Below are 12,678 nucleotides of genomic sequence, written 5' to 3' on the forward strand. Positions count from 1 at the left end.
AAAACTCCTCTACTCCGGGATCAGACCGCATCGTGCGAATGCACGTCTAAACCGAGGTTCCGCGAATGCACGTCTAAATCGACGTTCCGCGAATGCACGTCCAAATCCTGCGAATGCATGTCTATACCGCCTCCGCGCCGGAGATGATCTCAATCAGTTCACTGGTGATATTGGCCTGGCGGGCGCGGTTGTAGTTCTGCGACAGCCGCTTGATCATATCGCCGGCGTTGCGCGTGGCATTGTCCATCGCGGTCATCCGGGCGCCGTGCTCCCCGGCCGAGCTCTCGAGCAGGGCGCGATACGCCTGGATCGCCAGCGCCTGCGGCAGTAGCTTGGCCAGGATGGTCTCCTCGTCCGGTTCGAACTCGTACATCGCGCCGCCGGTATCGTCCTGCTCGCCTTCTGGCGGTGGCGGGGCAGGAATGATCTGCTGTTCGGTGACCACCTGGGAGATAACCGAGGCGAAGCGGTTGTAGACGAGGGTCGCCACATCGATCTCACCGGCCGTCAGCATTTGGGCGACGCGGCTGCCGATCTCCTGCGCATCGGCGAACTCGACGCGGCGTCTGCCGGCGAAGGTGATGTCGCCGACGATCCGGTCGCTCAACTCGCGGCGCAGGTAGTCGCGACCCTTGCGGCCGACCGCGAGGATCTTAACCGTCTTGCCTTCCGACTCCAGGCGCCGCGCCAGATTGCGGGTCGCCCGCCCGACCTGTGAGTTGAACGCACCGGCCAGGCCGCGGTCCGCCGTCACCGCGATCAGCAACTGTGCCCTGTCCTGCCCGGTGCCCACCAGCAACGGCGGTGCGGTCGGCGAATCACTGACCGAAGCCGCCAAGGCCCGCAACATGCGGTCCATCCGTTCAGCGTATGGACGCGCTGCCTCGGCCTGCTGCTGGGCACGACGCAGCTTGGATGCCGCCACCATTTTCATCGCGGAGGTGATTTTCTGCGTCGACTTCACGCTGTTGATGCGCGTCCGGAGCGCCTTCAGGCTGGGCATGGTCCGGGGCTTCTAGCTGAACGACTTGGCGAAGTTGTCGAGGAACCCGGTCAACTGCTTCTCGGTGTCCGGCTTCAGCTCCAACTGGGTGCGGATCGCCTCCAGGATACCCGGGTCCTTCGACTTGAGTTCGGAGATGAACCGCGATTCGAAGGCGCCGACCTGGCCGACGTCGATCTTGTCGAGATAACCGCGCACGCCGGCGAAGATCGCCACCACTTGTTCCTCGATTGGCAGCGGCCGGTACTGCGGCTGCTTCAGCAGCTCAGTTAGCCGCGACCCGCGCGCCAGCAATTGCTGGGTCGAGGCGTCAAGGTCGGACGAGAACTGGGCAAACGCCGCCATTTCACGATACTGCGCCAGTTCGAGCTTGATGCGCCCAGCGACCTGCTTCATCGCCTTGACCTGGGCGGCGGACCCGACGCGAGACACCGACAGGCCGACGTTCACCGCCGGACGGATGCCGCGGAAGAACAACTCCGTCTCCAGGAAGATCTGGCCATCGGTGATCGAGATCACGTTGGTCGGAATGTAGGCTGACACGTCGCCGGCCTGGGTTTCGATCACCGGGAGTGCCGTCAACGAACCGGCGCCCAGGCTGTCGTTCATCTTGGCGGCGCGTTCCAGCAGCCGGGAGTGCAGATAGAACACGTCCCCCGGATACGCCTCGCGACCGGGCGGACGACGCAGCAGCAAGGACATCTGGCGGTAGGCGACGGCCTGCTTCGACAGATCGTCATAGCAGATCAGCGCATGCTGGCTGTTGTCGCGGAAATACTCACCCATGGTGCAGCCGGTGTAGGGAGCCAGGAACTGCATCGGCGCCGGATCGGACGCGGTGGCGGCCACGACGATGGTGTAGTGCATCGCGCCGTTTTCCTCCAGCGTGCGCACCAGTTGCGCCACGGTGGAGCGTTTCTGGCCGATCGCGACGTAGATGCAGAACAACTTCTTCTTGTCGTCGTCGCCGGCGTTGAGGCCCTTCTGGTTGATGATCGTGTCGATGATCACCGCCGTCTTGCCGGTCTGCCGGTCGCCGATGATCAGCTCGCGCTGACCGCGGCCGACCGGGATCAGCGCATCGATCGCCTTCAGCCCGGTCTGCATCGGCTCATGAACCGATTTGCGCGGGATGATGCCCGGTGCCTTGACCTCGACGCGGCGGCGCTCGACGGCATCGACCGGACCCTTGCCGTCGATCGGATTGCCGAGGCCGTCAACCACCCGCCCCAACAACCCAGGGCCCACTGGCACTTCCACGATCGAGCCGGTGCGCGAGACGGTGTCGCCTTCGCGGATCTGCTTGTCGTCGCCGAAGATGACCACGCCGACGTTGTCGGTTTCCAAATTCAGCGCCATGCCGCGCAGGCCGGCCGAGGGGAACTCCACCATCTCACCGGCCATCACGTTCTGCAGGCCGAACACGCGTGCGATGCCGTCGCCGACCGACAGCACCTGGCCGGTCTCGGCGACATTGGCCTCGGTATCGAACGCGGCGATCTGCTTCTTCAGAATCTCCGAGATCTCGGCTGGGCGGATCTCCATCTCAGGCGGCTCCCTTCATGGCGTACTGCAGACGTTGCAGGCGCGCTTTCAAACTGGTGTCGTAAAGCCGGGCTCCGATGCGGACGACGAGGCCGCCGAGCAGGTCGGGTTCAACCCGTTCGTCGATGTTGACGTTGCCGTAGCCGGCTTCGATCAGCCGGGCGCGCAATTGCTGGCGCTGGACGTCGTTCAACGGATGCGCCGTGGCAACATGGGCAGTGATAATGCCGCGGCGTTGCGCCACCAGCGCGGCGAACGCGGTTACGATGTCACGCAGCTCGCGCAGCCGACGATTGACGGAAATGACGCCGACGAAATCGCGGACTTCCTTGCAGAAGCCTTCCTGGGTGAGCACCGCCTGGGCAGCTTCGGTCGCGGTCTTGACATCGATCAGTGGTGATTGCAGCAGGCGGCGGAAGTCGCTGCTGGCGTCGATCATTCGCCGGAGGTCTTCCATCTGCGACACCACGGTGTCGAGCGCGTGGTTGTCATCGGCGTGCGCATACAGCGCGGCGGCATACCGGTCGGCGAGGCCGCCGCCGGAAGAAATCGTCGTAGCCTCAGAAGCCACCTGGGTTTCCATCGGTTGGGCCGGCCCTTCGGACAATAAGGGAAACCGGCGCGGGCAAGTGTCAGGACCGGCCGGCCGAACCGGCGCGGCGGCGTCTAGCATGGGGTAGGGGGGCACGCAATACGCCCGGGATCGCGATTGTGGCGATTTGTCCATTTCCGGCGAAGCTGCGACGAGCCTCCGCCGCGGGACAACGACGCCGCTCGGTTCGCCCGGTCCAAGAGAGTGCCTGTGGACCGCCCATTTGCTTGACCCGACATTCAACCGGCGTCAAAATTACCTAAAATCCATCCGAGGCCCAATCTGCATGGCGTTCAGCCGCACCACCCGTGTCAATTTGCTAATCGGCAACGGGCACTTCCTGTCGCATTTCTACGTGCTCTGCCTGCCGCCGATGTTCATCGCCTGGCAGCGCGCATTCGACGTCAGTTTCGCGGAACTCGGCATGACCATCATGCTGATGTCCGGCACCACCGCCATCCTGCAAACCCCGGTTGGCTTCCTGGTGGATCGCCACGGCGCGCGGGGGTTTCTGGTCGGTGGCACGCTGTTGATGTCGCTGTCCCTCGCGGCGATGGGGCTGGCCACCCAGTTCTGGCAAATCCTGGCACTGGCGACGCTGTCCGGGGTCGGCAACTCGGTCATCCACCCGTGTGACTATGCCATCCTCTCCGGATCGGTCGACAAGGACCGGATGGGACGTTCGTTTGCGTTGCATACGTTCAGCGGCAACCTTGGGTTTTCCGCCGGGCCGCCGGTCGCGGCGCTCTTGATGGCCTGGATCGGCTGGCGCGGCGCGTTGCTGACCATCGGCCTGCTCGGCGTCCCTGTCGTGGTCTCGATCCTGCTGCAAAGCCGCGTGCTGAAGGATCAGGTGCGCGAGGTGGTGCATGGCGCGGTCACGATGTCTGGCCGAGACCTGCTGACGTCGCGCACGATGATCCTGTTTTTTCTGTTTTTCATGCTCGGCGCCATGGCCGCCGGCGGCGTGCAGTCCTGGTTGGTGACCGTGCTGCACGATTTCAAGGGCATCAAGCTGGAGGTCGCCGCCACCGCGCTCACCGCCTACATGCTGGGCTCGACAACCGGCGTACTGGTTGGCGGCTGGTTCGCCGACCGGTTCAATCAGCACGTGCTGCCGTTCATAACCGGGCTGACGATCCTGTCAGCGGTGCTGATCGTCGCGGTTGACTGGCTTAACCTGCCGATCGTGGTGATCATCGGCCTGACCTTCCTCTCTGGCCTGGCGCTCGGGGCCAGCCGCACGCCGCGCGATGTGATGGTCAAGGACGCCGCGCCACCCGGGCAGATCGGCAAGGTGTTCGGCTTCGTCAGCGCCGGACTGCCATTGGGCAGCGCGGTCACACCGGTGCCGTTCGGCATGCTGATCGATCACGGGCACCCCGAACTGGTGCTGGTCCTGGTCGCTGCGATCCTGCTGTTGAGTCTGCTGTGTGCCGGTTCGGCGCGGGTTTCCGCCAAGGCGGAAGACGCGATCGCGCTGCCGGCGGAGTAATCGCCGGTCGGTCATCATCGCCGACCCGTCACGCCGTCCGCAGCCTGGCGATCAGCGGGAAAGGGGCCTCGGGATGCCGCGCTCCCGATCAAATCACGGAACTGTGATAGCCGGGGAATTTCGGATTCCTACCTGGTCGGGTCTGGATTCGATTAATAGCCATTGCTTCAAGCGAAGGAGGCTGAGTCAGCGTGGCGCCCCCCCGGGATGCACCTCTGATGGAACAGTCCGCGGCCGATGATGAACTGAACGCCGCTTTCGCGCCTCGGGCGCGGCCCCGACCCCGTTGGCGGACCAACCTGTCGCTGCAATCCCGGTTGCTGCTGCTGGTCATCGCCAGTGTAGTGCCGTTGGCCTGCATGGGCGTCATCCGGGAGTATATGGATTACCGGGCCGACCGGGAGAGGATTTACCAGGGGCTTCTGGTCATCGCGCGCGGGATGGCGGTGTCGGTCGAGCGCGACCTGCAGCTTCGGGTGTCGGCGCTCGAGATCCTGGCCATGTCGCCGGCCCTGCAAGCCGACGATCTCGCTGCCTTCGACAAGCAGGCCGAGACGTTTCTCGCCCGGCAGCCGCCAGGGTCGATCATGGGTCTCGCCGGACCCGATTTGCGACGCCTTCGTGCCTATGGATCGTCGCCTGATTTCCTCAAACCAATGACTAGGCGCAAATCTTTCCCTGAAGGCGCCAAGGTATTCGAAACCCGCCGCTCGGTGGTTACCGATATTCACCGCGGCCGGATCAGCGGCCTGAATGGCTTCAGCGTCGACGTTCCGGTGTTCCGCGACGGTCGAGTCGCCTATGATCTATATATTAGGCTGCTGCCGGCAAGCATGCAGGACCTGATCGCGGGTCAGCACCTGTTCCAGGGCGGTGTCCTGACGGTTGTCGATACCGCCGGTAAAGTCGTCGCCAGGCTGCCTGGTCAAGACCGCTTCGTTGGCTCGCATATCGTTCCCTCGCTGTGGGATGTTGTGCGATCGAGTGCCTCGGGGGTGACGAAAGTACCAACGCTGGAGGGCGTTCCGGCGCTTGCCGCCTATACACATGTCTCACCGTTCGGTTGGGCAGTGGTGGTGGGTGCGCCCGAGGAGATCATCTTCGGGCCGTTGCGCGCAGGGATCCTGCGGGCCGCCGCGCTGGGTGCGATCGTACTGGCGGCAGGACTGGTCCTGGCGCTGTTCGCCGCGGCGGATATCATGCGCCCGATCGAACAGTTGCGCCGCCTCGCCGCCGACGAAGACCGGTTCGGTCCCGCCGCCCCGGCCGCGACCGGTCTGCCGGAAGCCGACATGGTCGCTCGCGCGTTGGTAACCGCGGCGGCGGGGCGTCGCGAAGCCGCGAAGGCCTTGGCCGAGAGCGAGGAGCGGTTCCGCGCGCTTTTCGAGTTATCACCCAGCGGCGCGATCCTGCTCGATCCCGCTACCGCGCGGGTGGTCGACGGCAACACTGCCGCGGCCAGCTATGTCGGTCTTTCGGTCGAGGAATTTCGCGGCCGACCGATCACCGACTTTGCCCTGCAAACGAGTCCGGAGCGGATCGCGGAGATGTGCCGTTCGGTCGCCGCGGGCGCCAGTCTGCGATACGAAACTCGCATCGAGGGCCTGCGGGGCCCGCGTGACGTCATGGTCGCGGTCGCGCCGGTGCAAGTCGTTGGCCGGACGCTTATGTTGATCAATCAGATCGATGTCACCGATCTGCGGCGTGCCGAGGCCGGCCTGCGTGCCAATGAAGAGCGGTTGGAACTGGCGCGAGAGGGCGCCAACCTCGGCATCTGGGACTGGGACGTGGTCAACGATACGCTGACCTGGAGCGAGCATCAGTGGACTCTGCACGGTTTGCCACCGCAGGCGGGCGGACCGTCTCCGGAGATTTGGCGCCAGGTGGTCCATCCGAATGATCTGCAGCGGACCCAGGCCGAACTGCTGGCGGCGCTGAGGGCGCCGGATCATCTATACACAAGCGAATACACCGTGGTTCTGCCCGACGGGTCGAGCCGCAGGCTGCTGGGCCGCGGCCAGACAATTCGCGGCGTCGATGGCCGCGCGGTGCGGATGGTCGGCATCAACATGGATGTAACCGCCCGCTACGAAGCGGAATTGGCGCGCGACCGGTTGATCCTGATGCTGGAAACCGAGCGGAGCCGGCTGTCGGAAGTCATCGAGGCGGTGCCGATCGGCGTGGGCATCATCGACACCAACGGCCACGTGCTGTTGGGCAACGCTTCGATGAAACGCCTGAATGGGCCGGTTACCCAGATCGCGGGCACGCCGCCGCGCGGTGTATGGATCGCTACCGATTCGGATGGCAACCGCCCAGCGCCCGAGGACTTTCCGATCCAACGCGCGCTTCGGCTGGGCGAAACCACTCTGCCCGGGGCCGAGTATTTGTTCCGCGACGGCGATGGTTCGGAGAATTGGTTCAGGGTCGGCGCCGTCCCGCTGCGTTGGGGCAATGGCCAGGTTCAGGAGGCTCTGGCGATCTTTGCCGACATCGACGCCGAACGGCGGCTGATCGATCTCCAGCAGAGGATCAATACGGCTCTGGAACAGCAGGTGCGCGAGGAAATGGCGGCGCGCGAAGAGGCCCAGCAGCGCGCCGCCCACGCCGAAAGAATGCATGCGCTAGGTCAGATTGCCGGTGGCATTGCGCATGACTTCAACAATGTGCTGCAGGCGGTGTCCGGCGGCGCCGCGCTCATCGAGCGCCACCCGCAGGATGGCGAACGCGTCCTGCGCAATGCGCGCATGGTGCTGGATGCGGCCAAGCGCGGCGCTGCCATCACCAGCCGGCTGCTCACATTTTCCCGCCGCGGCGACCTGCGCGCCGAACGCATCGACGCCGCCACGCTGTTGACCGACATGGCCGAGGTGCTGACCCACACCCTGGGCGGATCCGTCGTTTGCAAAGTGGAAGTGGCGGCCGACTTGGCGCCGCTGTTGGCGGATCGGGGCCAGTTGGAAACGGTGCTGGTCAACCTGGCAACCAACGCGCGCGACGCGATGGCGTCCGGCGGCACGCTGACCCTGGCCGCGGATGCCGAGATCGTCCATCCCGGCTCGCCGCATCCGGCCGGACTGGCAGCCGGCGACTATGTGCGGATCGCGGTGAGCGACACCGGCGCCGGCATGGATCGAGCCGTGCTCGCCCGGGTGACCGAACCATTCTTCACCACCAAGCAACCCGGCAAGGGAACCGGCCTCGGACTGGCGATGGCAAAAGGTTTCGTCGAGCAGAGCGGCGGCAGTCTGTCGATCGACAGCGTGATCGGGCGCGGCACGCGGATCGTGCTTCGGCTGCCCAGCGTGGCGGGCGCGGTGGAGGCAGTGGCGTCGAAACTGCATGCAAGGACACCAGCCGGCCCGGATAAGTTGTCCGTGTTGCTGGTCGATGACGATGCCATCGTGCTCGATGTGTTGACGCTGTCGTTGGAGGACGCCGGGTATGTCGTGCGGGCGGTTGAAAGCGGGCCGGCGGCCCTGGTCCAACTGGATACGCGCCAGCGCGTGGACGTCATCGTTTCCGACCTTACGATGCCGGGGATGGACGGCCTGACGCTGATTCGTGCGGCGCAGGAACGGCGCCCCGGTCTGCCCGCCGTGTTGCTGACCGGATATGCCGGCGATGGCGCCGCCCTGGCGGTCGGGGGTGCGATCAGTGGCGCGTTCTCGCTATTGCGCAAGCCGGTATCCGGCGCCCAATTGGTCGATCGGATCGGTGCGTTGCTGGCATCGAGGAAGCAGACCAGCAGCACCTGAGCGTGCAGGGTTCCCAACGCCCGGACGGTCGGGCAAGGCGATGCGCCGCCGCCGGATTTTGACCCGACCGAAACTCTCTCTAGGATGCCCCGATGTCGGCGACGGGGATGCATATGGGGCCGCTGGTAACAACGGAATGGCTGGCGGGGGAGCTGGGCAAGACCGATATCGTGGTATTCGACGCGACGAAATACCTGCCGAACGAGGCGAAGGACGGCCACACCGAATTTCGTCGGGGCCACATTCCAGGGGCTCGATACTTCGATATCGACCAGATCGCCGACCCCGACACCGACTTGCCACACATGGTGCCCGCTGCCGGCCGCTTCGCCAAACTGATGGCCGCGTTCGGCGTCAGTAATGCCTCGAGAATCGTGTTCTACGATCAGAAAGGCTTGGCTTCGGCCGCCCGGGGCTGGTGGCTGATGGGTCTGTTTGGCCACGACAATGCCGCTGTGCTGGATGGCGGGCTGCCCAAGTGGCTGAAGGAAGGCCGGCCGACGCAGGACGGCGAACCGGGCACGCCCGGGCGGGCTGCATTCCGCCCTGACTTCCGTGCCGGCCGGATGCGCGGCATCGGTGACATGCTGGACAACGTCGGCAAACGGTCCGAGCAGGTGCTCGACGCGCGGGCCGCCAGGCGGTTCAGCGGTGCGGTGGCGGAACCGCGCACGGGCATGCGCAGCGGCCACATCCCGGGCTCGACAAGCCTTCCCTACACCGACCTGCTGCGCGACGACGGCACGTTCCGATCTGTCGCCGAGCTGCGCCAGCGTTTCAAATCCGCCGGCGTCGACGGCGCGCGGCCGCTGGTCACGAGCTGCGGTTCCGGCGTCACCGCCTGTATCCTTACGTTGGGGCTGCACATCGCCGGCATACCCCAGGGCGCGGTGTATGACGGGTCTTGGACGGAATGGGGCGGTCGCTCCGACACGCCGATCGAGGTAGGCTGACGCATGACCGACGCACCCAGTGAACGCGGCTTCCGCACCACTCTTTCGCATATCGGGCGGGCAACCAAGCGGGAGCATGGTTTCGTCAACCCGCCGCTGCTGCGCGGGTCCACCGTGCTGGTTCCGACGGTTGCCGAACGCCAGGCCTTGCAGGCGAGGCGCGGTGAACGGGTCTTGACCTACGGCACCGGCGGTTCCGCCACGCACTGGGCGCTTGAGGATGCCATCGCCGCGATCGAGGGCGGGACCCGCTGCTACGTCGTCTCGACCGGGCTGGCGGCGGTGACCACCCCGTTGCTGGCGTGGCTGAAGGCTGGCGATCATTTGCTGATGCCGGACCACGTCTACGGCCCGGCGCGCAACTTTGCCACCACGATGCTGCGCGACTTCGGCGTGGAGACGACGTTCTATCTGCCGGAAGTCGATGCGGCCGGATTGGCCGCGCTGATGCGGCCGAACACCAAGGTCGTCTATACCGAGAGCCCGGGCAGCCACACCTTCGAAGTGCAGGACGTGCCGGCCATCGCCCGGGCGGCGCATGCCGGCGGGGCGAAAGTGTTCATGGACAACACCTGGGGCATCCATCATTTCCAGCCGTTCGCGCACGGCGTCGATGTATCGATCCAGGCGGCGACCAAGTATCTGGCCGGGCATTCGGATGTGCTGATCGGCTCGATCACGGTGAACAACGACGCTGACTGGCAAATCCTGCACGCCGCCGGGCGGACGCTTGGGCAATACGCCAGTCCGGACGATTGCTGGCTGACGTTGCGTGGCATCCGCACCATGGGGGTGCGTCTGCAGGCGCAGATGGAGGCTGGTCTGCAGGTGGCGCACTGGCTGCGACAACAGCCCGAAGTCGCCCAGGTGCTGCACCCCGGCCTGCCTGGCGCGCCGGGACACGAATTGTGGCGCCGCGATTTCACCGGCGCCTGCAGTCTGTTCGGCGTCGAATTCAGGCGTGAGGTCACCACCGCCGCGACACATCGTTTCGTGGAGGCGCTCGAACTGTTCGGGATCGGCGCATCGTGGGGCGGTTATGAGAGCCTCGCGGTGCCGACGACCGGCTTTATCACCCGCTCCGCCGGAGGCCCGTCGTTCCCGGGGCCAATCGTGCGCATTCACATCGGGCTGGAGGACGTCGACGATCTGATCGCCGACTTGCGGCATGGACTGAAAGCGATGCGGGCCTGACTACGGCGCGCGGTATGCCATCCGCACCGGGGACGCGCGGTAGGACGCCAGCGACCGGCCGACCGGCATTCCGCCCGCCAGGCCGGGAGTTTGCCTAATCATGTGCGGAACGCCCGGTCGCAGCGGCGCGAATATCATGGATCGGCCGAAAGCCGGGCCCCATGCACTGACCAGGGGATAAGGTTGCGTCACCTCGGCCAGCTTCTGCTCCTCGGGCAATGCGGCATAGACCTGGCGGCCGTACTCCTGTCCGATCTCTGGTGTAGCGGAATGATACATTTCGACCGCTCTTGGCCAGGAGTTCGTCTTTTCGAATAGTTGCACCAGAAACCGGGCGCCATACTCGGCGTTCGAGGCGGGGTCGAATGCCTGGTCCATGCTGGAGAACGCATCCGGATGATTGGTCAGGCTGATCTGCATGCAGCCGACATCGATCGATCGGCTAATATGGGGTCGCATTGATACGGCGGCGGCGACCGCCTGCGCCTTGTTGTCATAAAAGCTGCCCTGGCCGTCCATGTTGATGGTCCATGGCCACGGGTTGAACGTGCCGGTGGCCTGGTCCCGGCGGCCGCTTTCCACCCGAGCGATCGCCGATAACAGATGTGTCGGGATATGATGCGCGCGCTCCGCCGCCGCGATGGCTTGGCGGCAGGCGGCGTTGGCGCCCTGTGACGGCAGTGCGGCGGTATCCGCGAAAGCCATGCACGGCGCCAGCAAGACCAGCAGGAAGAGGAGCGTCCGAGCATTCATCCGGCTTTTCTACAAGCGGGAGATGAACAAAAAGTTGATGATCGCGGTCAGACCCGGAGGGATTGCGACTGCAGGTGGCTCATTGTCCGCTGTCGGCCTGACCGCGCAGGATCAGGGTCAGCGATTCCGGCAGAAACGTCAGCGACGGCTCGGCTCCCGGACAGGTCCCATCGGATGACACCGCCCGGCACCAAGTAGGCGGTTTGGTCTGGTCCGGGTCGCCAAATCGGGCTCGTACCGATTCGGGTATCAACGCCAATTCACCCGCCCCGTGCCCGCGAAACACGTAGCGGACTTCGGTCACGCCGCGTTCAGCGGAGAGAATGACCTGCAATCGTCCGTCCATGGTATTGGCGGTGATCACCGTCGGGGTAAGGTTCGGCTTGTAGCCCTGACGCCCCAGGCAAGCAATGACCTCTGGTGCCTGCATTCCGAGGCGAAGGCCAATGATGTCCACGCCAGCCGGGTCGAATGCATGGACCGGAGCGGCTCTGAGCGCCGCCGCGAGTAATATCGCCCATCGCATCCGTCGCATTTTCGTCCTGCCTGCCGCCCGGCGGCAGTGTCGCGATGAAACCCTAACGATGGATTAACACCGCTGGTCTGATCCGTGGCTCGCAGACGGTTGGTTTGGCAGACACGCGCCGCGACGCGGCTTGATCTGAGCCTCGGGCCCCGAACGAGCATCCAATGCGCCGAATTAGTCTGACTGCCAAAGCTGATGCCTGCTGGCGGCGGGCATGGTGTTCGCCGATGAAACGAATTCGGACAATCTGGCGCGTCCGGCGTGGTAAGCGTCCTCCATGTTTTCGAAGCCGTCGACCGAAATATAAACTGGTTCAGCCATATTTTCCCTGTTGATCTCCCACACGAACGGGGCCGCGCCGCTGCGGCCTCGGCGTACGACCACCTTGGTGGACAGTTCTTCTTTGGAAATCCTCATTGGGATACATGCTCCAGGGGCTGAAACCGAAGTCACCCAGATGACATCCGCAGATCGATACGACAACACACTTTTGCGTATATTGTAATGATAATGGGCGAGGATGAAGAATTCGCGGCGCCGGGCAATGGTTTCAAGCTGAAAATCGATAGAGCAAGGCGCGGTCGAGCCAAATCTCGAGCCCGTTGCAACGATCCTGGTCCAGTTCATCCGCCAGGATTTTTCTACCGGTAGCGATAGCGGCATCAAGTGTAGACACGTCTAGATTGTATCCGTCTTCAACTTGCCCGTGTTGGGTGAAATAACAGCGATACATCGGCGGCGACCTTTTCTCAATCCTTCGGGCTGACAGCGGCGATCTAATGCCGAAACAGACTCGGATCGCAATCGGAAAGTTATGACCAGGCGCTGGATCGCCTTCCGCGGACTACCCCGAGCGGGT

General features: G+C 64.6%; 10 protein-coding genes. 4 read left to right on the forward strand and 6 right to left on the reverse strand.

The genetic code is table 11. The features are described from left to right. Window positions 1–121: 121 nt before the first annotated feature. From ACQY4Y_RS09335 to ACQY4Y_RS09345, 3 genes are read right to left on the reverse strand one after another with little or no spacing between them, the layout of a single operon-like run. Entirely contained in the window at window positions 122–1,003 is an 882-nt protein-coding gene (locus ACQY4Y_RS09335; protein ID WP_428490271.1) for a F0F1 ATP synthase subunit gamma, read from the reverse strand. A 12-nt stretch (window positions 1,004–1,015) separates the two neighbouring features. Continuing rightward, window positions 1,016–2,548, reverse strand: coding sequence for a F0F1 ATP synthase subunit alpha (atpA, locus tag ACQY4Y_RS09340; protein WP_428490272.1), 1,533 nt, complete (start codon window positions 2,546–2,548; stop codon window positions 1,016–1,018). 1 nt (window position 2,549) lies between these two features. Further along, window positions 2,550–3,131 (reverse strand): F0F1 ATP synthase subunit delta, encoded by a 582-nt coding sequence (locus ACQY4Y_RS09345; RefSeq protein WP_428490273.1) that lies wholly within the window; start codon window positions 3,129–3,131, stop codon window positions 2,550–2,552. Between the two features lie 295 nt (window positions 3,132–3,426). Here ACQY4Y_RS09345 and ACQY4Y_RS09350 point away from each other — a divergent pair, with 295 nt between their 5' ends. From ACQY4Y_RS09350 to metC, 4 genes are all read left to right on the forward strand, one after another. Beyond that, entirely contained in the window at window positions 3,427–4,635 is a 1,209-nt protein-coding gene (locus tag ACQY4Y_RS09350) for an MFS transporter (protein WP_428490274.1), read from the forward strand. Between the two features lie 218 nt (window positions 4,636–4,853). Continuing rightward, the gene (locus ACQY4Y_RS09355; RefSeq protein ID WP_428490275.1) at window positions 4,854–8,393 is read left to right on the forward strand and encodes a PAS domain S-box protein; all 3,540 of its coding nucleotides are present in this window, start codon (window positions 4,854–4,856) and stop codon (window positions 8,391–8,393) included. A 92-nt stretch (window positions 8,394–8,485) separates the two neighbouring features. Continuing rightward, window positions 8,486–9,346 carry a 3-mercaptopyruvate sulfurtransferase gene (sseA, locus tag ACQY4Y_RS09360; RefSeq protein WP_428490276.1) on the forward strand — a complete coding sequence of 287 codons (861 nt, stop codon included), beginning with the start codon at window positions 8,486–8,488 and terminating at the stop codon, window positions 9,344–9,346. 3 nt (window positions 9,347–9,349) lie between these two features. Continuing rightward, window positions 9,350–10,540, forward strand: a complete 1,191-nt coding sequence (gene metC, locus ACQY4Y_RS09365) for a cystathionine beta-lyase (RefSeq protein ID WP_428490277.1) — start codon at window positions 9,350–9,352, stop codon at window positions 10,538–10,540. Here metC and ACQY4Y_RS09370 read toward each other — a convergent pair whose 3' ends face one another. From ACQY4Y_RS09370 to ACQY4Y_RS09380, 3 genes are all read right to left on the reverse strand, one after another. Continuing rightward, on the reverse strand, window positions 10,541–11,245 hold the full coding sequence (locus tag ACQY4Y_RS09370) for a lytic transglycosylase domain-containing protein (RefSeq protein WP_428490278.1): 705 nt from the start codon (window positions 11,243–11,245) through the stop codon (window positions 10,541–10,543). It lies immediately after the preceding gene. 127 nt (window positions 11,246–11,372) lie between these two features. Then, window positions 11,373–11,828: a hypothetical protein gene (locus ACQY4Y_RS09375; protein ID WP_428490279.1), complete on the reverse strand. Its 456-nt coding sequence runs from the start codon at window positions 11,826–11,828 to the stop codon at window positions 11,373–11,375. Window positions 11,829–11,993: 165 nt separating this feature from the next. Beyond that, window positions 11,994–12,446, reverse strand: a complete 453-nt coding sequence (locus ACQY4Y_RS09380; RefSeq protein ID WP_428490280.1) for a hypothetical protein — start codon at window positions 12,444–12,446, stop codon at window positions 11,994–11,996. Between the last annotated feature and the right edge of the window lie 232 nt (window positions 12,447–12,678).

This window comes from Rhodopila sp., assembly GCF_965277165.1.
Taxonomy (GTDB): domain Bacteria; phylum Pseudomonadota; class Alphaproteobacteria; order Acetobacterales; family Acetobacteraceae; genus Rhodopila.